20 protein-coding genes and 1 pseudogene are annotated in these 23,049 nt (G+C 54.1%); 15 read left to right on the top strand and 6 right to left on the bottom strand.

Translation table 11 applies throughout. The features are described 5' to 3' along the window. Positions 1-59 precede the first annotated feature (59 nt). The 15 genes and pseudogenes from BZL43_RS07700 to BZL43_RS07775 all read left to right on the top strand — a co-directional run bounded on the left by BZL43_RS07700 (position 60) and on the right by BZL43_RS07775 (position 17,252). Positions 60-800, top strand: a complete 741-nt coding sequence (locus BZL43_RS07700) for a DUF4123 domain-containing protein (protein ID WP_095631800.1) — start codon at positions 60-62, stop codon at positions 798-800. After that, entirely contained in the window at positions 797-5,692 is a 4,896-nt protein-coding gene (locus tag BZL43_RS07705; RefSeq protein WP_095631755.1) for a polymorphic toxin type 46 domain-containing protein, read from the top strand. Before BZL43_RS07700 ends, BZL43_RS07705 begins: the two co-directional genes overlap by 4 nt. 30 nt (positions 5,693-5,722) lie before the next feature. Beyond that, positions 5,723-5,995, top strand: coding sequence for a hypothetical protein (locus BZL43_RS07710; protein ID WP_095631756.1), 273 nt, complete (start codon positions 5,723-5,725; stop codon positions 5,993-5,995). Positions 5,996-6,039: 44 nt separating this feature from the next. Further along, entirely contained in the window at positions 6,040-6,465 is a 426-nt protein-coding gene (locus tag BZL43_RS07715) for a hypothetical protein (RefSeq protein WP_256582816.1), read from the top strand. Positions 6,466-6,537: 72 nt separating this feature from the next. Beyond that, positions 6,538-7,233: a DUF4123 domain-containing protein gene (locus tag BZL43_RS07720; RefSeq protein ID WP_221217012.1), complete on the top strand. Its 696-nt coding sequence runs from the start codon at positions 6,538-6,540 to the stop codon at positions 7,231-7,233. Next, positions 7,230-10,611, top strand: a pseudogene (locus tag BZL43_RS07725) (RHS repeat-associated core domain-containing protein); the annotation flags it as partial. The gene BZL43_RS07720 and the pseudogene BZL43_RS07725, both read left to right, overlap by 4 nt. Before the next feature lie 383 nt (positions 10,612-10,994). Continuing rightward, positions 10,995-11,408: a hypothetical protein gene (locus BZL43_RS07730; RefSeq protein ID WP_007900671.1), complete on the top strand. Its 414-nt coding sequence runs from the start codon at positions 10,995-10,997 to the stop codon at positions 11,406-11,408. A gap of 108 nt (positions 11,409-11,516) precedes the next feature. Continuing rightward, positions 11,517-11,942 carry a hypothetical protein gene (locus BZL43_RS28775; protein ID WP_033036432.1) on the top strand — a complete coding sequence of 142 codons (426 nt, stop codon included), beginning with the start codon at positions 11,517-11,519 and terminating at the stop codon, positions 11,940-11,942. 289 nt (positions 11,943-12,231) lie between these two features. Then, positions 12,232-12,627 carry a hypothetical protein gene (locus BZL43_RS07740; RefSeq protein WP_095631757.1) on the top strand — a complete coding sequence of 132 codons (396 nt, stop codon included), beginning with the start codon at positions 12,232-12,234 and terminating at the stop codon, positions 12,625-12,627. A 124-nt stretch (positions 12,628-12,751) separates the two neighbouring features. Next, a complete protein-coding gene (locus BZL43_RS07745) occupies positions 12,752-13,000 on the top strand; it encodes a hypothetical protein (RefSeq protein WP_143517839.1) in 249 nt (82 codons plus the stop codon). A gap of 161 nt (positions 13,001-13,161) precedes the next feature. Then, positions 13,162-13,467, top strand: coding sequence for a hypothetical protein (locus tag BZL43_RS07750; protein ID WP_095631759.1), 306 nt, complete (start codon positions 13,162-13,164; stop codon positions 13,465-13,467). A 394-nt stretch (positions 13,468-13,861) separates the two neighbouring features. Next, a complete protein-coding gene (locus tag BZL43_RS07760; RefSeq protein WP_095631760.1) occupies positions 13,862-14,266 on the top strand; it encodes an Imm50 family immunity protein in 405 nt (134 codons plus the stop codon). A 217-nt stretch (positions 14,267-14,483) separates the two neighbouring features. Then, positions 14,484-14,831 (top strand): DUF6124 family protein, encoded by a 348-nt coding sequence (locus BZL43_RS07765; protein ID WP_095631761.1) that lies wholly within the window; start codon positions 14,484-14,486, stop codon positions 14,829-14,831. Then, entirely contained in the window at positions 14,828-15,094 is a 267-nt protein-coding gene (locus BZL43_RS07770) for a hypothetical protein (protein WP_052965201.1), read from the top strand. Before BZL43_RS07765 ends, BZL43_RS07770 begins: the two co-directional genes overlap by 4 nt. A 289-nt stretch (positions 15,095-15,383) precedes the next feature. Continuing rightward, positions 15,384-17,252 (top strand): ATP-binding protein, encoded by a 1,869-nt coding sequence (locus tag BZL43_RS07775; RefSeq protein ID WP_095631762.1) that lies wholly within the window; start codon positions 15,384-15,386, stop codon positions 17,250-17,252. Positions 17,253-17,647: 395 nt separating this feature from the next. Here the strand turns inward: BZL43_RS07775 and BZL43_RS07780 are convergent, their stop codons facing one another. From BZL43_RS07780 to BZL43_RS07800, 6 genes are all read right to left on the bottom strand, one after another. Beyond that, positions 17,648-18,232, bottom strand: coding sequence for a hypothetical protein (locus BZL43_RS07780; RefSeq protein WP_095631763.1), 585 nt, complete (start codon positions 18,230-18,232; stop codon positions 17,648-17,650). An 87-nt stretch (positions 18,233-18,319) separates the two neighbouring features. Continuing rightward, positions 18,320-18,493, bottom strand: a complete 174-nt coding sequence (locus BZL43_RS28245; RefSeq protein WP_168185070.1) for a hypothetical protein — start codon at positions 18,491-18,493, stop codon at positions 18,320-18,322. Positions 18,494-18,503: 10 nt separating this feature from the next. Then, positions 18,504-18,746, bottom strand: a complete 243-nt coding sequence (locus BZL43_RS07785) for a hypothetical protein (RefSeq protein WP_095631764.1) — start codon at positions 18,744-18,746, stop codon at positions 18,504-18,506. Positions 18,747-18,808: 62 nt separating this feature from the next. Continuing rightward, a complete protein-coding gene (locus BZL43_RS07790) occupies positions 18,809-19,882 on the bottom strand; it encodes a lipocalin-like domain-containing protein (protein WP_095631765.1) in 1,074 nt (357 codons plus the stop codon). Then, entirely contained in the window at positions 19,872-22,343 is a 2,472-nt protein-coding gene (locus BZL43_RS07795) for an ABC transporter permease (protein WP_095631766.1), read from the bottom strand. The genes BZL43_RS07790 and BZL43_RS07795 overlap by 11 nt, the downstream gene beginning before the upstream one ends. Position 22,344: 1 nt before the next feature. Further along, the gene (locus BZL43_RS07800; RefSeq protein ID WP_095631767.1) at positions 22,345-23,013 is read right to left on the bottom strand and encodes an ABC transporter ATP-binding protein; all 669 of its coding nucleotides are present in this window, start codon (positions 23,011-23,013) and stop codon (positions 22,345-22,347) included. Positions 23,014-23,049 lie beyond the last annotated feature (36 nt).

The raw sequence follows: 23,049 nt of genomic DNA on the forward strand, positions 1-23,049 counted from the left end.
AAAAACCTCTCCGGCGTTGGAAAAACCACCTCAACCAACTGATTTATATAGCCTTAATCATTTCTGGCACGCTCCTTGATAACAGTCAGGCACCCACCGAACGGCCGTTGCAGACGGGCGAGCGTTTGTACTTGATCGTCAGCGCGGCCAGCGATGCCGAGCCACTGAAGGCCTTCTACCAGCAACAAATGGCGCCAGAACTGATCCCCATCTGGAGCGGCACGCCTTACGCCGACTGGCAACCCGTGATGCCCTACCTCGCCGAGTTGAAACCCAATGCCGGTTTTCTGCAGTGGATCGCCGAAACCGATGCTCAGGACTGGGGTTGGTTGGCAGTGTCCACCAGTACGCCGGACATGGTGTTCGAGCACCTTCGCAGCCTGACTCAAGTGCGCATGCCCGATGGAACCGAAGTGTTTTTCCGGTTCTGGGACGGGCGGCATATCTATCCGATTCTTGAAGGGTTGGGTGCAGGCGCGGGTGAGGTATTGCCGGTGTTTGACCGCTACCTGATCAATGGCCAGAGCCTGAAAGTGGGGCCGAGGGCCGTGCCGCCAGCGAAGGAATGGCCATGGTGGGAGGTGCCGCAGAAGTTGCTCGACACACTGGCGGAAAAAGACCACACCACCGTCGTCGACAACCTGATGCAGTGGCTGGGAGAGGACTGCCCGGAACTGTTCTTCGCCTTCCCCGAAAGTAACTTGCGCCATAAGGTCGAGCGCTTCGTGCGCCAACAACCCAATACAGAAGATTTGGCAGAGCGTCTTGCTGCTCAGCTGACAAAGGAAGTCACGTCATGAATACCCCGATTGGTACCTTGGTCCTGCGCGTGCTGGACGCCAAAACCCCTGACGTGAACCTGATTTTCAAAGACTTCAAAAATTGCCTGAGCGATTACAAGGACTGGGCGGACGGCTTTTTGACCGGCTGGGCATTGGATGTCGACCAGACCTTCAAAGTCGGCAATGAAGTCAGCGTGACCAAACGCAAAACCAAAACCGGGAAGGTCGAGACCTACGCGACCTGCCCTCTGGTGGGCGATTTCACGCTGATTCACATGTTCGAGTCAGCGCGCTTCGTACCGATCGGCAACACGCCAGTGAAACTGGAGCCGGTCACCAAAGGTACTTTCTACGACGACGTCACCGGGCCCGTTATTGAAACAACGATAGGCCCGAGCGGCATCAAGGTGATCGACGGCTGCAAGAAAGGCCAGATGTACCGCATCACCTTTTTCCCGAACGTATCCCAGAGCAATGTCAAAGCACTCTACGATTCCTACCAAGGTGTGATCGGCAATCTGAACGGCTGGTTGCAAAGTGAATGGTCGAGTAAGTTCCAGCCTCAGTGGGCCAGTTACTCGGCTGCTGACCGCGCGGGCCGCTCTGTCATTCTGTTGAAACGAGCAATGGATGGCTTGGAGAAGGCACTGCTCAGGCTTTGGGACGACATCAAAAGCCTGTTCGAACTGCTCGCGCCCCCGAAGGAAAACCTCGAAAAACTCCGCAAATACCTGTCGGATGTCGAGATAGACAAACTCTATGCCGCGTCGAAGGAATCCATTGCTTCGGGTCTGTTGATCCTCAGTGACGAACCGCTGATGTTCATCTACATCTCAGCGATAGTGGCGTGGGTCGGCATGCTGCCGACGCAAGTCATCGTCGACGTGGTGACGGCCATTGCGTCGGAGTTCCTGATCAACGTGGTGCTGGGTATTTGCCTAACTGGTGGTGCCGGAATTGCGGTACGGGTGGGGACCAAAGCCCTGTCCACGGTCAAATCCGGTACGGCGATCAAGTACCTTGAAGAGCTGGCCGCGAAACTGATGACCCTGAGCGGCAAGCACAGCCTGCCAGCGCACGCCGAAGTGTCGAAGCCGTTGATTGCCAGTGCCAATAACGTGCCGATGAAGCCGGCCAAAACGGCATCGCTAAAAATCGACGAGGCCGCCGCCAACGGTTCTAAAAGTCAGGTGCCGAAAACTACGGATACACCGAAGCAGGAAGTGAAAGATGCTTCTTCGTTTCCGCGTGGCAAAAAAGAAAAACAGACCACCCTCGCACCAAAAGAAAAGGTCGACGACGCTTCTACTCAGTCGAAAACGCCTGATGACAAAAGTGCCACCTGCGCCAAGAAAACCTGCACCAATGGTTGCCCGGTATCGATGGTCACCGGCGAAGAGCTGCTGACCCTGACCGACGGCGAACTCGGCGGTTTGCTGCCCTTCAGCTGGACACGTCTCTATCGCACCAGCGCCGCAGAAATCGATTGCGGCCTCGGCTACGGCTGGAGCCATGCCCTGGCGCAACGCGTCGATATCAACGGCGATGAGGTGATCTGGACCGACCACGAAAACCGCGTCACGACGTTCCCGTTGCCCAGTGTGCAGCGCCCGGTGATCACCAACAGCCTGTCGGAAGCGGCGATTTTCCTTGGTGAGGATCCCTCCGAGTTGATCCTCACCCAAGCTGGCGAACGCAAGCAGTTCTACCACTTCCGCTACAACAGCAAAGGCGCGACGCTGATCGCCATCAGCGACAACTACGACAACCGCCTGCACATCACCCGTGACATTCACGGAAGAATCAAACGTGTCGATAACGGTGCCGGTCTTGCCCTCCTTGTACGCTACGACCGCAAACACATCGTTGCCATCGACTATCAGCAGTTCAGCCCGGCGGACAACCTGGAAGATGCCTGGAGCACCGTCCAGACCCTGGTCACCTACATCTATGACGCCCAGCACCGCCTGATCGAAGCCAAAAACGCCGCCGGTGAAGCCGAGCGTTATGCCTATAACGACCAAAACGTCATTCTCGAGCGGCAACTGGCTGGTGGTGCCAGCTTCTACTGGGAATGGGAAAAAGAAGGCAAGTCGGCACGTTGCATCCATCACTGGGCAAGCTTCTCGCAGATGGATGCCCACTACACCTGGGATGACAAGGGCAGCGTCACGGTTACTAACGCCGACGGCAGCGAAGAGATCTACACCCACGACGATCAGGCTCGACTGGTCGCCAAAGTCGATCCGGACGGTGCCGAACACCTGAAGGCCTATGACGAAAAGGGCCGCCTGATCGCCGAAAAAGACCCACTCGGCGCGGTCACCGAATACCAGTACAACGAAGCCGGCCGAATGGTTGCGGTGATTCCGCCGGAAGATGCTCCCACCACTTACGAGTACTACCGTGGGTTTGTCCGTGTGGTGAACCGTGGCCCGGCAAAGTGGACATACTGGCGCAACGATCAGGGCGACATCACCGAACAAGTCGATCCAGACGGCAACTCGACCCACTACAGCTACAACCCCCAGGGCCGCCTGCTGGAGATCCGTCACCCGGATGGCAGCCGCCATCAACTGGGCTGGAACAACCTCGGCCAACTGCTCGAAGAACAGCTACCGGACGGCGGCCAACGCAAGTACCGTTACGACGCCTTGGGTCGGCAGATCACTCGTCAGGACGAAACCGGCGCCATCACCCACTACCAATGGGACGCCGCCAACCGTCTCGCGCGAATCACCCTGCCCGGCGGTGCAACCCGCGCCTTCACCTATAACGCTTACGGTAAAGTCACCGCTGAGCGCGATGAACTGGGCCGCGTCACCCGCTACGAATACGCCGATGGCCTGCACCTGGTCAGCCGTCGCCTCAACCCGGATGGCAGTCAGCTTCGCTACCGCTACGACAACTCACGCTTGCTGCTCACTGAGATCGAGAACGAACGTGGTGAACACTACCACCTCGATTACTACCCCAACGGCCTGATCCAGCAGGAAACCGGCTTCGACGGTCGCCGTACCGCTTACGAGTACGATCTCAACGGCCAACTGCTGAAGAAAACCGAATTCGGTGAAGACGGCAATGAGTTGGTCACCGAATACCAGCGCGACGCCGCTGGCCGCCTGCTGGTGAAAACCCTGGCCGACGGTGAAGAAGTTCACTACAGCTACGATGCCCTCGGTCGCCTCGTAAACGTCGACGACGGCCATTGGCCGCTGGCGTACGAATACGATCTGCAAGACCGCCTCATCACCGAACACCAGGGCTGGGGCACCCTGCGTTATGAGTACGACAACCTAGGCCAGTTGAGCCATTGCCGCCTCCCCGACGGCAGCACACTCGACTACCGCCACCAACCCGGCGGTCGCCTGAGCAGCATCGACCTCAACGGCTCGCGCCTGACCACCCACCAGTTCAGCGCTGGCCGCGAACAGCAGCGCCAACAAGGACTGCTGCTCAGCCAATACCAGTACGACGAACAAGGCCGACTGCAAGCCCACACCGTCAGCCAGCAGGAGCGCAACCTGTTCCGTCGCCGCTACGCCTACGATGCCAACGGCAACCTTGCTGGCATCGACGACAGCCGCAAAGGCAACCGCAGCTATCATTACGATCCGCTTGACCGTCTGATCAACGTCCGTGGCACCACCCCGGAAAGCTTCGCCCACGACCCGGCGGGCAACCTCCTCGACCAAGGCGACCAGCCAACCGCGAACCTGGCCAACGTCAAAGGCAACCGCCTGCTGATGCAAGGCGACCGCCACTACGACTACGACGCCCACGGCAACCTGATCCGCGAACGCCGTGGTACCGGGCAGAAACTCGTCACCGAGTACCACTACGACTGCCAACACCGCCTGATCGGCGTCAGCCTGCCCGGCGGCAGCATCGCAAGCTACAGATACGACGCCTTCGGCCGACGCATCGCCAAGACCGTAGACGGCCAAACCACAGAATTCCTGTGGCAAGGCGAACGCCTCATCGCTGAAAGCGCCGACAACCGCTATCGCAGTTACATCTACGAACCCGGCAGCTTCCGCCCGCTGGCCATGCTCGATGGCGAAGGCCCACTTGAAGCCACGCCGTTCTACTACCAACTTGATCATCTCGGCACGCCACAGGAACTCACCGACTACAGCGGTGAGATCATGTGGTCGGCGAAATACCGCGCCTACGGCAATCTCGCTACTCTCGACATCGTAGAAATCAACAACCCGTTGCGTTTCCAGGGCCAATACTTCGATGCTGAGACGGGCTTACACTACAACCGGCATCGCTACTACAATCCGGGCACTGGACGGTATCTGACGCCGGATCCGATTAAGCTTGCGGGTGGGTTGAACAACTACCAGTACGTGCCTAACCCTACAGGATGGGTGGATCCGTTGGGGTTGAGCTGCGTTCCAAGTGATTGCCCAGATGACAGACGAGTTGAGCTGAATAAAAAATATGGCCGAACAGGGGATATCAATAACGATATCAATGCCCGTGGAAGAAAAGAGACCGCTACGGAATTTTATCGAACGCAAGGCTTTGAAGAGGCTAGCATTCCAGGCCATTTAAACGGCATAGATTTTAATCAACCGGTAAATGTAGAGACTTTAAACCGAGGAAAAACCGTTTATCAATTCCAATCGCCCGGTGCTCCACAAGGCAACTACTATTCTCTGAACCCCGCTACAACCCCATCAGAGCTAGGTATTGGTCCACTCGGAGATAATCGCGCAGCCGGCACAGTCGAGCTCAAGTTGCAAGGAATTTATCGAACCACCCAAAAAACGCCCGTATTGAAATCCACAGCCAAACCAATAGATGATACTTGGTCTGTGAAAGGGATGACGCAACCGTCATCAGGGGGCGGAACTCAAGTCTTTAGCAGTGCTAAAGGAAACTTTGAAAAAATTCAGTAATTTTTCTAATTCACATTTAGGAGGCCACAAATGAAACAATCCGATCTATATGACATGACAAGTCGCTGTGGCTTTACGGTAACAGTATTTACGGATCATCCAGACTTCTTTTCGTCTTGGTCATTAAACATAAAAAAAAATGAACAAAAATACATGATAGAACATGACGGCAGAGACAGCTGGCTGATATTTTACAAAGAAAACGAACCAAATAAATTCAAAGAAATAGACAAAAAAATATCTCACACAATGAGCGACAATGAAAAACTGAAACAATGTGAGTCTTGGCTTTTAAGCGTTTAGCAAACAAAAAACCAGCCATCACTAGTTAGTACAAAAGAGGCAAATTGATTTTCTATGCGCATGAAAATAAATCCGCCTCTTTTGGTCTCCAAAAAGAAATATCAGCTAGGACGAGACGAGACTACATAGAGAAGGGACAATATATGTACAGCCCTCCACGTTATTTCTTGCTTATCGCGCTGGCTGTCCCGCTGCTTTCTTGTGCAGCCGAAAGCAACGGCACAGGGTCTGGCGACGCCTCCGACTACATAAAAAGCAGAGACAACTGTGATTCTTTGCGCGGAGATATTCCTGAGCCGGACCCCGCCGACCCGGACAACCTCAGCCGTGTCATCAGCGATATCAATAAATACTGCAAGGGCACAGATCAAAAACTGAAGCAGTTGAAAGAGAAATACTCTGGAAACGAAAGAATTGTGAAGTTGCTCTCGACTTACGAAGAAAATATTGAAGCGGATATGAGTTTTTAGATTCACTCATCAAGGACGGCTGTTGTGACATCTGAAGATATCAATCCACAGGTCTAGCTATCCAAATCTCCGCTGCTACCGGGTGAACGCCTCTACCTGATCGTCAGCGCCGCCAGCGATGCCGAAGCGCTCAAGACGCTTTACCAAAATGAACCCACAACCCAGGCGATCCCGATCTGGGGCGGCACACCCTACGCGGCTTGGCAGCCGGTGATGCCCTACCTCACCGAATTGAAACCCAACTCAAGCTTCCTGTCATGGATTGCCGAAACGGATGCCCTTGATTGGGGGTGGCTGGCCGTTTCCCGCAGCGAATCGAACGTGGTGTTCGAACACCTACGCAGCCTGACTCAAGTGCGGATGCCGGATGGGACCGAGGTGTTCTTCCGGTTTTGGGATGGGCGGCATATCTACCCGATTCTGAAAGGCCTCGGCGATGCCGCCGGGGAGGTGCTGCCGGTGTTTGATCGGTATTTGATTAATGGCAAGAGCCTGGAGGTGGGACCGAGGGTGGTGCCGCCAGCGAAGGATTGGCCTTGGTGGGAGGTGCCGAAGGCGTTGCTTGATGGCCTGACCAAGCAAAACCCGTCGACCGTAGTCGGCAACATGATGCAGTGGTTGAAGGAGGATCATGCCGAGCTTTACTTTTCGTTCCCCGAATCCAACCTGCGAACAAAAGTGGCGCGCTTCGTAAAACGCACGCCGCTCACGGAAGAAAATTTCACCGGGCTGTTGAAGGCCCATCTGGAAAATGAGGTGGCTGTATGAGCATTTTGATGGGTGAGATCGTTGGGAACCTGACAGCGAAACAACCAGATGCTCAGGTCATCGTCAGTGACTTCAAAAAGTGTCTGAAGGATTACCGTGAGCATGCCGAGGCCTGGTACGGCGGTGTGCTGGACGCGGAACAGCAATTCAAGGTTGGTGATGAGGTGGGTACTCAGGACAAGGACAGCAAAAAGGAAAACACCCTTTATGCCAACTGCCCGGCCAACGGCAAACTCACGCTTGTGCATAGCTTCGAGTCTGCGCGATTTGTCCCCATCGGCAATACGCCGGTCCGTCTGGTGCCTGTGGTGGATGGCCGGTTCACTGGCAAGAACGAAGCCGGACCGGAGATCAACAAGACAATCGACTCGACCGGGATTCTGGAAGTCACCGGCCTCACGCCCAATCAGCAATACAAAATCACGTTCTTCCCGAATCCTACTCGCGCGCAGATCGACAGCCTGTTCAACTCCTATCAGGGCGTGATCGGCGATTTGAGCGGCTGGTTGCAGACTGAATGGAGCACCAGTTTCCTGCCGCTTTGGCAGGCATCTATTCCCGGTGCCAACGGAACAACGCCCGGCCATCACCAACAGCCTTGCCCAAGCCGCGATTTACTTGGGCAATGCACCTGGCGAACTAATCCTCACCCAAGCCGGGCCAAAGGCACGCTTCTACCATTTCCATGCCGGGCGTCTGATCACCATCAGCGATGCCTATGACAACCGGATACACATCAGCTATGACCTGGTCGGCCGCATTCAACGCATCGACAACGGTGCAGGTCGCGCCTTGCTGTTGCGTTACGACGACCGTCATATCGCCGCGGTGGATCATCAGCAACAACGCTCCGAGTACAACGACCGCGGTGAACGCCAGGATCCATGGCTAACCATTCAGACCTTGGTCTCCTACCGCTACAACACGCGTAATCAGCTCGTATCCTCGACCAATGCAGCAGGTGAAACCGAGTATTACCGCTACAACGATCAGCATGTCATTCTGGAACGGCAACTGGCCGGGGGCGCCAGCTTCTTCTGGGAATGGGAGCGCGAAGGCAAACTCTCCCGTTGCGTCCGCCACTGGGCCAGCTACTCGCAACTGGAAGCCCGTTACGAGTGGGATGACAAAGGTTCGGTGACTGTTTACAACGCCGACGGCAGTGAACAAGTCTATGTGCATGACGAAAATGCGCGTTTGATCAGCGAGACCGCTCCCGATGGTGGGGAAACGCAGAAAGCCTATGATGATCAGGGACGTCTGGTCGCAGTAAAAGACCCGATGGGCGCCATCACCGAGTATCAGTACAGCGATGCCGGGCGCTTGATGGCCGTAATCCCGCCAGAAGACGAACCGACCCGTTACAACTACTTCAATGGTCAACTCATTGATGTCCAGCGAGGTAAAGCGCGCTGGAAGTACGAGCGCAACCGCCAGGGCGATATCACCCAACAAACCGATCCCCACGGCAACGAAACTCACTATAACTACGACCGTCAGGGTCGCCTGCTGGAGATTCGTCACCCCGATGGCAGTCGTCATCAACTGGGTTGGAACAATCTTGGTCAACTGTTGGAAGAACGCCTGCCCGACGGCAGCCAACGCAAGTACCGTTACGACGCGCTAGGTAGGCAAATCACACGTCAGGATGAAACCGGTGCCATCACTCATTACCAATGGGACGCCGTTGATCGTCTGACACAAATCACCCTCCCCGGCGGCGCCACCCGTGCCTTCACCTATAACCCGTATGGTCGCGTCACCGCCGAACGGGATGAACTCGGGCGCATCACCCGCTACGAATACGCCGATGGCCTGCACTTGGTCAGCCGCCGCATCAACCCCGACGGCAGCCAGCTGCGCTACCGCTACGACAACTCGCGCCTGCTGCTCACCGATATCGAAAACGAACGTGGCGAGCACTACCACCTCGACTATTACCCGAACGGCCTGATCCAGCAGGAAACCGGTTTCGACGGTCGCCGTACCGCCTATGAGTACGATCTCAATGGCCAACTGCTGAAGAAAACCGAATTCGGCGACGATGGCAGCGAGCTGATCACCGAATACCAGCGCGACGCTGCTGGCCGTCTGCTGGTGAAAACCCTGGCTGACGGTGAAGAAATTCACTACAGCTATGACGCCCTCGGGCGCCTTGTCAACGTCGACGACAGCCACTGGCCCCTCGCCTACGAATACGATCTGCAAGATCGCCTGATCACCGAACACCAGGGCTGGGGCACGCTGCGTTACGAGTACGACAGCGTCAGCCAACTGAAACACTGCCGCCTGCCGGACGGCAGCAAGCTCGATTACCGCCACCAGCCTGGCGGCCAGCTGAGCAGCATCGACCTCAACGGCTCGCGCCTGACCAGCCACCAGTTCAACGCCGGTCGCGAACAACAGCGCCAACAAGGCCTGCTGCTCAGCCAATACCAGTACGACGAACAGGGTCGGTTGCAAGCCCATAGCGTCAGCCAGCGCGAAAAAAATCTGTTCCACCGTCGCTACGCCTACGATGCCAATGGCAACCTCGCGGGCATCGACGACAGCCGCAAAGGCAACCGCAGCTATCACTATGATCCGCTTGACCGCCTGATCAACGTCCGTGGCACCTCGCCGGAAAGCTTCGCCCACGACCCGGCGGGCAACCTCCTCGGCCAAAACAACGAGCCGACCGCGAACCTGGCCAACGTCAAAGGCAACCGCCTGCTGATGCAGGGCGACCGTCATTACGACTACGACGCCTACGGCAACCTGATCCGCGAACGCCGAGGCGCCGGACAGAAACTCGTTACCGAGTACCGTTACGACTGCCAACATCGCCTGATCGGCGTAAGCCTGCCGGGCGGCAGCGTCGCGTCCTACAAGTACGACGCCTTCGGTCGACGCATCGAAAAGACCGTCGATGGCCATACCACCGAATTCCTCTGGCAAGGCGAACGCCTCATCGCCGAGAGCGCCGACAATCGCTATCGCAGCTACATCTACGAGCCGGGGACTTTCCGCCCATTGGCCATGCTCGACGGCGAAGGCCCGCTGAAGGCCGCGCCGTTCTACTACCAACTCGACCACCTCGGCACCCCGCAGGAACTCACCGATTACAGCGGCGAAATCATGTGGTCGGCCAAGTACCGCGCCTACGGCAATCTCGCTGCGCTGGACGTCGCCGAAATCGACAACCCGCTGCGCTTTCAGGGTCAGTACTTCGACGCGGAAACGGGCTTACATTACAACCGGCATCGCTACTACAATCCGGGGACTGGACGGTTTCTGACGCCGGATCCGATTAAGCTGGCGGGTGGGTTGAACAACTACCAATACGTGCCTAACCCTACGGGGTGGGTGGATCCGATGGGGTTGACAAGCTGTCCTGGAGCGGGTGGTAGCAAGCCGGAAATCAGACTGGAAGATCCACCAGTTAAAGCGACCGTAAATGAAGGATCTCCTCCCCCTCCAGCCCCTCCAAAACCGGACAAGTGGAGTCGGGAACCTAAAAGCATTCAAGATCAGATGACATTACAGGCAGCTAAAGAAGGTCGAGGCGTCGTTATTATCGAAAACCTCAATGATCCTGCCTTTAAAGGAATGGATAAAATTGAGCTCAAGATAAAATCGAAGAACGGAAATGACTCCGTAGTACATTATGTACGCAATCCGCAGACCGGAGAGCTCATGGATTTCAAATTCAAAAAACACAGCACCGATGATATAAAACCTTGGGGTAATGACCCATCAGTGCCACCCGGAGCCATCGACAAATGAAAGTCGTATGCAAAATCAACAATCTGAATGACATATCAGCACCAGAAACCGTCATGCGTTTAAAGCGTTACATATTCATGCCTGACGGCGAGCTAGACTTGCAACTGGGAATGGAATACACGGTTTACGGCATCGAGTTTCGAGACAACTGCCCTTGGTTCTATATATGCGCAGAAGAAGATGATGAGTATCCAAAACCATATGCAGCTGATGTCTTTGATATTATTGATGAGCGACTTTCCTCTCATTGGAAACTTAGCTTTCGAACCCAAGAAAACAACAAATACAAAAGCTCGCTTATATTCCAAGAATGGGCCACAAACATTAGCTTTTATGAAAACTTAATTGATGGCGACGAGCAAGCTATCACCACATTTGCGAAATACAAAACACTTATGGACTCAGAGTAACTTAGCAACCAAAAAAAAAAAAATAACAAGAAAGGCGACAGATCTATTTTCTACGCACTCATGAAAATAAATCTGTTCCTTTTGGCTGCTCCCCTTTTGGCTGAGAAGATGATTAACAAAAATCTGAAATTATTAATTTTTGATTTTTTAGGCGCTGTAGAAACCTCACTACAGTTGCTTGAAGACAAATTCGGCTCGAGATCACTACACCAATTATGGCATGACAATAAAATAGCTCAAAGAGGAGAGATTTTTAAGGGTGTAAGCTATCAATTACATGGGAACGGATGCATGATCGAATACCCGGAGTACTGTGTGGATTTCGATTTCGGGCCAAATGGAAGAACCGATGGATTCGACGCATGGCGCTTGTATAACTATGCATGCGAATTCCCAGAGAAACATGCAAAATACACAAACCTCGCTACAGTTGAATCAGAGTTAAACCAATACATCCAAGAAAATATGGTTAAAAAAATAGACAATTCCACCTCTAACTTATATTTTTTTACACAATCAAAAAAGTCCAATTAACCTCACATTTAGATTTTCGCCCTTTAAAATTCAGGTTTTTTTAAATTTTATTGGGGCGCTGACAATCTCACTTAGAATTCACGGACTAGCACCGCCAACATTGAGAAAGGAGACACCCATTAACCTTGACTTGAGACCGGCTAATGGGTGTCCCCTTTTTTGCAAGGAAAGTCACCATGGCAAACCACGACCCCAATGATCCTCATGGTGATCGCCCACACTTACAACTACACCCTGTCAAAGGTGAAGCAATTCGAATCTACTGGCCAAATCCATTTAAAGGTCAAAAATGAGCAATCCAAAAATAATTCCAAGAAAAGTCTGGTGGGGTCTGGAAGCGAAATCGTATACAGAAATCGCGCAAGAACTCACTACAAACGACGACTCCTTACGCAGATGGATTGCTATATACGCGGTATACCATTTGAATTTTACAAACAGATACCCAGGAGAACTCTATTATAAGTTCTTGGAAGACGCAAAAAATTCAAAATATGAAGCAATAGACTTCACAATACCTAAGTTAATAATTGAAACAAGAGATAGCATTGGAAGCAGTGACACTACCATTATCAAGTGTCAAACGTTAGAAACCGAAGAAGAGATAAATGACTACCTTCAAGAGAACAACATCGATCCAGAGCTATTCACTCCACCTTGGGCATGTGACTATCCGCTAGCCTGAAAGGCGAATCGAAAAAAAGAAGAGAAAGAAAAGAGAAAGAAAAGAGAAAGAAAAGAAAAGGGGATATATTTATTTTCTACGCACTCATGCCCCCCAAAATCGTCATCAGTACTCGGAAGGCAACATGAATACGGATGAAAAAATTATCAGCTGGATAGAGGCCGGCAAACAGGTGGGGGGCCGAGGAAAGCTAGATGCTGAAAATGACGTCCTTTGGCTTTCGATTGCAATACAAAAGCATGAAGAAAAATATAAAACATACTCAAGCGAAATCTACGACTCAAAAAATAACCATGGAAGAATATTTAAAGGAAGAATCCAAGAATCTTTTTACTCCACAAGAAGCCCTAGATCATCTGCGATCGGAATCTAAACTTGAGGTTAGCGAGCTAGCTCCGTGCAAAGGCCAGACGATCTTCAATCCAAAGTTTTCTTACTTAAAATAGTCCTATGAAGACGAAGGCAGGACAGATTTATTTTCTACTCGCTCATGAAACAACTTTGCCACCTTGAGCAAAGACGAAGAGAAATTGAATGGACACTAAAAAAATAATTGAGCTTGGCGGAACAATATCATTTGATGATATATCCCACCTCAATCAGCTTGCTGATACTTCTATGATCGTTGATGACTTAAAGGAGGATCTATTCCAAGCCGCCTTCCCTCATGATCAGCTTATTGACATAGGCTGGCACCCTGAGTTTTGTGAAAACGGCACATTTAGAATTTCTTTAATTAAAGCCCATGACTGGGAGCACCCGATTTTTAGCGAAAAAGCAAACAGCTGGACAGAATTAAACAAAGCAATTTCCAATACTTTAAACAAACTGGAAAAATGACAAATGCTAGACACAAACAAAAAAATCATAATCCACGGAGAGTCGCACTCGATGCACTAGCAGAGATAGAGTTCATATTAATATCTCTACATAAAATGGGTAGCTATTATAGTGACAAACCTATTGCAGACTACCAACGTGCGACAACCGACTTTATAGACAACGAAAAAATCACACAAAAACTCGCCAAGGTACGACGAATACTAAGCGAGAGCTTTGACAACACACTTGGCAAAGACGATATGGACGACATAGAAAGACACATGAAGAATATTGATTTCTGGAAGCCTTAACCAAAAATCAAAAAAAAACACAACAAAAAAAGAGAATGGATCTATTTTTACGCATTCATAAAAACAAATCTGCCCACTAAGTTTGGCCACAAGGAGCAAAAATGAAGTTCTGGAACGATATCGATGGCAGCATTTTTTTTAACCAGATTTTCAAACCCCCCGTAGCAATTGGTCTCATTGAATTTTTCACAATAAACATCGAAAACAAGAGACCAACGATAATACTGGAATTTGACATCGAAGAGCTCCCTGACGCTCCTCCCGCAAAATGGAGAAAGGCTGAATTCAATACATGTCGCATCGGTTTAAACTGCAGCGAAATCAGCAACCTGATGATAAAAAATATACCTACAAAAGAAAAACTTAGCATAAGAATCACTCAGAGCGAAAATCTCTTCACGATTCACGCTTCGAACAACAGCTCGATAATTGAATTCACAACGAAATATCCACTACTTTGTGGACCCTCAGTTTACATGAGCGATAAAAAACCCGAGTTCACTTAAGACCAAATCTGACTCAATTTTTCTGCCCCTCGGGACGGCTGACAAAAGCATCGGACATTTCCCACAAAACCCGTCGCTCCCAATGAACTTGTACACCCCTTCCTCCCCAGATAACCTCCCCCAGCCGCTGTAACCTCAGCGACCGGTTTTGACAGGCCGAACACGATCAAGGCATGCAAATGCCGCTTTGCGGCTCCATTGTTTCAGGAGCTTCACGATGAAAAAATTTCCACCCGACTTCTTCGACCCCAATCAACTCAGCCAAGCAACCCAACGCACCATCAGTGCCCGACTCCGCGATCCAAAAAATCCCGACCCCATCAGCCACGTTTTCACCCTTCTCCCCAACATTGACACCGAAACTCTGCTAAGCCACACCTGCGAAACCCTCGCCTCGCTCAACGTGCTGACCACTGACCTTGCTTGTGAACTCGAAGGCTCGCACCGCAGCCTGGCGCTATCGATTCAGCAATTGGCCGTGCTGGGCGAGTTGTTGGTAAACCGGGCGCTGGACAACCTCGATCCACCCGGTGAGGCGTCCGACGCTCAGGAGGTGCAGCCATGACTCGATACATGCCGATTACCGGCATCGACTGCACGATCCCTTCCCTGCTGATCGACACCGAAGCGCCTGTCGACGTGTTGCACGACACGGCGGCGTATCGCATTCGCAGTGTCACTCAACTGTTGGAAACGCTTTCCCTGGGCGAAGCGCTTGGTGGTGATGCTGCGCTGTTGCAAGAGTTTGCGCGGGTGTTGGCCATCCCGTTGCGCGATGGCTGCGATTTGCTGGATGTGGTCGGACGGCGGTTGCGAGCGCAACTTTAAATCATCAATAAAAATGGGCGACCCAGGTACGGGCGCCCATTTTTACATCTGCAACTTTCAAAAACCGCCTCCCGGACTTATGCATGTAGCAATTCGCAAGAGTTTGTTAAAAACTGTCTTTAAATTTCTGATCATTTCAAAAATTCGAATCAACATCGTGAGAAAAGAACCAAAAAAACTGGCTCTTCGGTCAAGTAACGCCTCACCTGAAAACAGCAAAAAAACAAAACAATGGTTTTCAGCCCGCCTTCAAATTATGCTTGGCCCTACAGTATGGAGGCTGTGATTTATGTTCAAACTCAAACGGAAAACGTGGATTTTTCTCTTGGTCTACATAGTAGGTGTCAGTGGCTATATCTACTACCTCTACGTCGAGACTCAAGGGATCCTCACTGACAACATTAATAACAAGCTGCTGCATGCCGCGCTGGGGGCTTCGGCCATCCTTGGCGATCGCTACCATGACAATCTGATCGACAAACAGTCCAAATCCGAGGCGGAAGACTGGAATGCCATTCAACGGCTTTCCAGCTTCAACGATTCCATGGGTACTGCTTTTGTCTACAGTGTGGTCAAACGCTCGGGCGAGGCTTATCTGGTCAGCTCCAGCGCATCGAAAAAAGAGATACAGGAGAAGAATTTCGTACGCTTTTTCGATCCCTATCCGGATGCCAGTCAGGCTTTGCTCGACAGCTTTGAACGCACCGAACCCACCTGGATCGACTACTCGGATCACTGGGGAGATTTTCGCGCCGTCTTCGTTCCGATGAAATCGCAGGACGGTACGATTTATATTGCGGGTGCGGAGATGACGTTGGCGGATTACTACCAGCAACTTAATCAAGACTCCCTGCACCATATCATCCTGGCCATTCTGGTATTTCTCGTCTTCAGCCTTATACGCATGCGCGCTCATCTCCAGCAAATGCAAATAAACGAAGAAGTATTGAATCAGGCAAAAAATGCCGCCGAGGACGCAGATCGTTCAAAGACCAGATTTTTGGCCACCATGAGTCATGAAATTCGCACGCCCATGTACGGTGTTATCGGCGCGACGGAGCTGCTGGCAAGATCTGCCCTGAACCGCGAGCAAAGCAGTCTGCTAAAAACGATCAATACAAGTGGACGAGCCCTGCTGTCTCTTATCGACAACATTCTCGACCTTGCAAAAATCGAAGCAGGCAAACTTGAGTTGAAGCCTCGTGTCTTCGAAATAAGAGCTCTGGTTTCATCCAGTATTGAAATGATCCGGCAAAACATGCAGGACAAGCCAATAGTACTTGAGGCCCTGGTCTCACCAGACGTACCTCCCTTGGTCAAAACCGATACCAATTGCCTGCGCCAGATACTGATCAACTTGCTGGGCAATGCAGTTAAATTCACCGAGGCCGGAAAGGTATCGCTCATGGTCACGACTAGCGGTTACGGCACTCGAGCCCGACTCGAATTCTCCATACGCGATACCGGCATAGGTATCCCCATGGAACGGCAAGACAGCCTGTTCAAGCCCTTTGCTCAGTTTAAAGGACCGGCCAGTCAACGCTTTACCGGGAGTGGGCTCGGTCTTTCCATCTGCAAAAATCTGGTCGAGGCGCAGCAGGGGACTTTATCCTTTACCAGTCAGCCTGGCGTCGGATCGACGTTCTCCTTCTCACTCCCCATGGAGCTTTTTTCAGTTTCGGAACTACCCATCCGGGATGATCATGCATCGGTTGGTTTCGACTCATCTTTTGCCGAGGATTACCCGCTCGATATTCTGCTGGTGGAAAACCATCCCGTGAGTCAGAAAGTTGCCATAGCGATGTTGCAAGAGTTGGGTTATGCGCCCGACCTTGCGTCAGATGGCTTGGAGGCGATCAATCAATGCATGACTTCGACTCCAGATATCATTTTTATGGATATCAACATGCCTGTCATGAATGGGCTGGAGGCCATCCATAAAATCCGCAAACTGGCACTGGGCGATACTTGCTACATCGTCGCTTTCACAGCGAGTGCTTTTTCGAGCGAGATAGAACGTTTCAGGGCCGCCGGTGCCAATGATATTTTGACCAAACCGGCAAATTTTCAGGCCTTGTGCCGAGTGCTTCAGCGTGCAGCCAACTACCGGCAGCAGCTCCAGTCTAGCACTCCGATAATGGATACAATTTCGGGTTGAAATGACTCAGGCTACAAACGCCATTACAACCCCCCGGTAGGGTGTCCGGCGCCGCCGCTTTAACCCAGCCAATAAAAATGGGCGACTCCAAGGTCGCCCATTTTTTATATCCGAAATTTTTAAACAGCACCTCCCAAAGAAGGTGTTCGCCCAGTGTAATGGCCTGGCAATCCATGCACCGGTAAAGAGCCCTGACACCGGGCGAACGGGAAGGATTTTAATAGAATTTGGCGGATATGTCCTCGCTATAAACATGAAATTTATGCACGTAATATTTCGTAAGTTTTTGCTAAAAAACCAGATACAAACTTTTAAAATTCACCAGTTCGACCATTAAAATTGATTGTTCTTCTACAACTTTCTGTACAAGAACAATCAACAGGTACAAGTAATGATCAGCTTGGGTGTTGGCTGGTGACTTTCAGCACATCGGTATAGGTCACCACAACGCTCTGCCCCACTTTCAGATCTTTCAATTTCGCCTGGACTTCAGGCCTTTCGACGTTGACGGTTTTGGATTGGCCGGCCGGGTTTTGGAAGGTGACCTGATTGTTCTTCAGGTCGATGTGGGTGATTTTCAGTTGAACCTGTACCTGACGGAAGGCTTCGCCGCCGGGGTTGGGGTTGTCTTTGCTGGCGCGGATTTCGCCGGTGTGTTCGATAGAGCCTGGCAAGCCTTTGTCGATGTTGGTGTCGAGATAGGCCGCGACCGAGCGGATGACTTCGACATTGACCTGATCACCGACTTTCAGTTTGCCGAGGTTTTTGGCCTTGTCGCTGAGTTGTACATGGACCTGCCGTCCTTCCGCGCCTTCGAGGACAACCTGGCGTTTGGCGGCGTCGACCGCCAGGACTTTGGTGACGACCTGATCGGCTTCCACAACGGCGGACAGCGGGATGTCTGCGGCAATGGCGCTAAGGCTGGCAGTGGACAGGAGCGTGGCGAGGGTGATGGCTTTGGTCAGTGCGTTGAGCTTCATAAGCGTTACTTTCCCTGTGATGGATGGCAGCAGACAGCTCTCAATCCAGGTGCGGAGCCGTCTGTTGTCGATGAGCATAGACGCGGATCAGGGAGTTTCCGCAGTTTCTTGCGCGGTGGATTCGCCGCTCTCTGTGCCTTTACCGCTTTCCTTGCGCCGGGTCGGGTCGGTGGGCCGCAGGGCGTCGTTGTCGCGCTCGACTTCGCCTGGTGGCCGGGGTTCGTCGGGGTTTTGTGAGGGAGTGGTCGGTTTGGGATTCATGGGGATGTCCTCAGGCTTCGGGATCGTCAACTTCATGGGCGACGTTCACGGCGGGCGAGTCTTTGTGGGATTGATCGGCCTTGGTCTTGAGAATTTGCCATTGATCGAGGTTGATGGCGCCCTGCCCTAGCAGATCGTCGGCGATGCGCAGCAGTTCGCTGTAATGCGCGTCGGGGGATTGCTGCCAGTAGGCTTTGTCGTCGAACAGCCGCTGCCATGTGGCAAGGGTGGGCGGTTTGAGGTCGTTGCTCATGGCGGGCTCCCATGAATGGGCTTCATTACGTAGGAAAACGGCGTGGCGCCGAGAGTTCCGGATCAGTAGCCGGTCATCTCCAGATACCCCTGCCCGCCATGACTGCCACTGAGCCGAACCGGTCCTTCCCAATACGGTATGCGCAGGTCCATCCAGGCCTTGGGGTTGAGGGCGCTGATGGTGATCTCGAGGTGTCTGGCGGGGATTTTTATTGACCAGCTCACTGGCATCGAGCGGCCAGCGACATTGGTCTTTTCCTGAGGCGTGAGGCTGATGTCGTCGGCATGCAATAACTGCGTTTTCCCTTGGGCATCGATCCAGGTGCCGGTGAGGTATGGCGCGCCGTCCTTTTGCCGCATGCGGTAGAGCATGACCTGTTCGCCGCTGTCCAGGTGCAGGGAGAACCAGTCCCAGCCGGTCTGGTTGGCGGTCAGGGGTTGGCTGCTCCACTCGCGATCGAGCCAGGCCGGGCCGCTGACGGCGTAGGTTTTGCCATCGATTTGCAATGTGCCGCTGGCCTGGAAAAACGGCTGGCTGTAGTAGTACGACGCCTGGCCTTGTTCGGATTTCTGGCTGAAGCCTTTGTCGCCCTGAAGCACCGGTGGGCGTGTGGAGGTCAGTCGAAGCTGGTAGCTGAAAGCCTTGTCGTGGGCGCTGAGTTGCAAGTCCGCCAGAGGGTCTTCATGGCTGGCCTGACTGCTCAAATGCCAATCGTCGATCCATGCCTTGAACGGCGCCAGGCTCACGCCGGCCTGGCCAACGCCGCCTCGGGCGTAGCGTTCGGCGGCATGGTGTGCCGTGGCGGACGTCACGGCGGCATGGCCCAGCCAGATGGTCTGATTGCCCCAGCCGGGTTGCTCGGGCGTCGCTTTCAAGGCGCTGCGAAACAGTGTCCATTGCGCGCCGAATTCCTGGCCCTGATCGTCCTTGAGGTTGGCAGTGACGTACCACCATTCGATGCGAAAGCCATCGTGGGGGCCGTGATCCGCCGGAAAATTGAAGACTCGCCCGGGTACCACAGGGGTAAATGCCTCGGCCTGATGACCGAGGCCGGCGAAGCCTTTTTCCGGCGCAGGTGTGTTGTCGCATCCGCTCAGCAACACGGCCAATAACCACAGGCCAGCCTTAATCTTCATGAGCAAACGTCCTCAATAGATCCGCCGGTTGCGTGCGATACAGCGAATACAACGGCCACGCTGAAGCGAGTAATGTCGCGAGCAAGGCCAGGCCCATCAACTGCAACAGCTGCAACGGAAACACCCGCAATGGCAGGCGCCAGCCGAAAGCCTGAACGTTGATCACCGTGTCCAGGCACCACGCCAACGCGATACCCAAGGGCAATGCCAGCACCAGCGTCAACACCGCCAGCAACCAGGTTTGCCCGAGGTTCAGCAGCATCAATTGGCGCCGGGTCACGCCCAAAGCCCACAGGGGCGCGAGTTGCCCGAGACGGCTCTGGCTTTGGGTCAGCAAACTGATGAACAGCGCCACGCCTGCAACGCACAGCGTCAGGCTGTTGAGCGCGGCGGTGGCGGCGAAGGTGCGTTCGAACACTTGCGTGGACCAGCCTTTGAGCCGGGCCTGATCGACGATGCGGCTGTCATCCAGGTTGAACCGGGTTTGCAGCGCGGCCAGGAAGCCGGGAATCGACGCCGGGTCGATGCGCAGGTTGAAACGGTTGGGCGTCAATTGCGGCCAGCCGCGCAATAGATGATTGATGTTGACCAGCAGATGCCCTTTGGGATTGCCGTAGTCGGCGTATATCCCGACGATCCGTGGCGACCATGGACCATTCGGCGTGGGGATCGTCAGGTGATCACCGAGCCGTACCTTCAACCGCCGGGCCAGTTGTTCGCTGAGCATGAGCGCGTCATCGTTGGCCAGTCGCTCCCAGGGATTGTCGCCCAAGGCTTCCAGCAGGGGCCAATGCTGACGATACGTCGGGTGATCGATTACGCCAAAGATATCCGTCGGCCAGCCTTGCAACTGGATCGATACCTGCCAGTTCGGTAGCACTGCGCTGACTTGAGGTTGTTGCTTGAGCCAGGTGTGCAGTTCTTGAGCCTGGGCGGGATTTTGCGGATTGAGGTACAGCTCGGCGGTCAGGCGTTGTTCCAGCCAGTTGCTGAACGTCTGGCGAAAACCGGCGGTCATGCTGCCAGCGCCGATGTTTGCCGCCAACGCCAGCAACAGCGCCATCAAGGCCAGGCTCAGGGCCGGCAGTTGCTGGCGGCAGTCGGCGAGAAACCATTGGCCGAGTACCGAATGGCTGCGCCCAAGCACCCCGTTGAGCACACTGTTCAACACCACCGGCAAGGCCAGTGCGGCACTGATCAACAACGCGGCCATCAGTACGAAGCCGCTGCTCAGGCTGTCGCCGAAGATCAACGCCAATAACGCGATGAGCGCCGCTATCACCGCGACCCAACCCTGGCGCCGCAACCAGCGTGCGTGGGCCTGATGCCAGGCTTGCGGATTGGCCAATGCCAGCAACGGCAAACGCGCCGCCCGCAGCAAACTGTTGGCGCCGGCCAGCAACGCACCGAGCAGGCTCAAGCCAATACCGCTGAACCACCACAGCGCACTGAGGTTCAATTGTCCCGGCACTTCGGCGCCATACAGACCGCGCAGGCTGGCGGCCACATCCGGCAGCAGCACGCCAGCCAGCAGATAGCCACTGACAACGCCGGCGATTCCACCGATCAGCGCCAGGCCACCCAGTTCGACAGCAAGGCAGGTAATCAACAGACGCGCACTGACCCCACAGGCGCGCAAGGTTCTGAGCAAGCTTCGGCGTTGCTCCAGCGCCAGGCCGATCGCCGCATGAACGATGAACAGGCCGACCACGAACGACAGAAAACCCAAGGCATCGAGGTTCAGGTGGAAGCTCTCAGTCAGGCGTGCGAGGTTGTTTTCTTCACCGCTGCTATTGAACTGAAGCTGGCCCTTGAGCCCATCAGGCAGGATCGCGGTGAAATCCTTGGGTAGCAGCAGGCGTGACAGTTGATCGGGCAACTGCAAAATCTGTTGGGCGAAACCGATGTCCACCAGCAACACACCGGGCGCCATGTCGGTCTGGGCACGCAACGGCGGCAAGGTAACCCCGCTCTGGGCCATCGGGGTTTCGCCTTCGCGCAAGCCCAACGCCTGCAAAGTCTGCGGGGAAATCCAGGTGCTGCCCGGCGGGGTGAAAAACTCGACGATCTGCTCGATCGGCAACGCCCGCCCGGCCACCGCGGAACCGGCCGGCAGCGACACCGGCTCAATGCCCATCAACTGCAAACGCTGCTCTTCATGGCCCTTGAGCGTCACCCGCCCTTGCAACACGGGCGATACCGGCCAACCCGCACGACGCAGGTCGACAAACACTTGCTGGGAAAACACCCCGCCGCCGGGTGCAGTGAGACTGGCTTGCGGTTCGCCGCCGATCAGCTGACTGGCCCGAGCGTAGCTTTCTCGCGCCTGGCTGTTCAGCGCTTGCACGCCGGTCAGCAGGCTGGTGGCGAGCCAGAGCCCGGTCAGCACACTGAAAAATTGCACCGGGTGCTGTCGCCAATGGCTGAGCAACGCCCGTAGCGTCTCGCGAAAAACCCGCATTTCAGCGCTCGTCCGCGCCAGCCAGTCGGCCACCGTGCAGCACCACTTTGTCTGCCAGCCGTGCGGCGACCCGTGGGCTATGAGTGACCATCAGCAAAGTCGTCGGGCTGTCGTCGAGCAGTTCCAGCAATAACTTCAATACCTCATCACTGGTGGTTTCATCGAGGCTGCCGGTGGGCTCGTCGGCCAACAGCAGTTTGGGTTGCGATGCCAGGGCACGACCCAGGGCGACCCGCTGCTGTTGCCCGCCGGACAGTTGCTCCGGGTAACGCCGCAGCAACTCTGCCAACCCAAGACGTTGCACCAGATGCGCTTGCCAGCGTGGATCGTGGCGCCCGGCCAGACGCGCCTGAAATGCCAGATTGTCTTCGACGCGCAAACTGCCGATCAGGTTGAACTGCTGGAACACCAGACCGATTTCGGTGCGCCGCCAGTTCGCCAGTTGGCTTTCGCTCATCTGCTCCAGCCGATACTCGCCGCTGCGGATGCTGCCGCGGTCGACCTTGTCCAGCCCGGCGATCAGGTGCAGCAAGGTGCTCTTGCCACTGCCCGATTCACCCATCAGCGCCAGGCTGCTACCGGGTTTCAACGTGAGGTCGACGCCTTGCAATACCGGCAGCGGGCCTTGGGGGGTGGCGTAGCTTTTGAAGACGCCCTGGACCGAAAGCATGAGGGGAGACTCGTTGAAGGCAGTGGGCCTAGGATA

Source organism: Pseudomonas sp. PICF141 (assembly GCF_002286815.1).
Taxonomy (GTDB): Bacteria; Pseudomonadota; Gammaproteobacteria; order Pseudomonadales; family Pseudomonadaceae; genus Aquipseudomonas.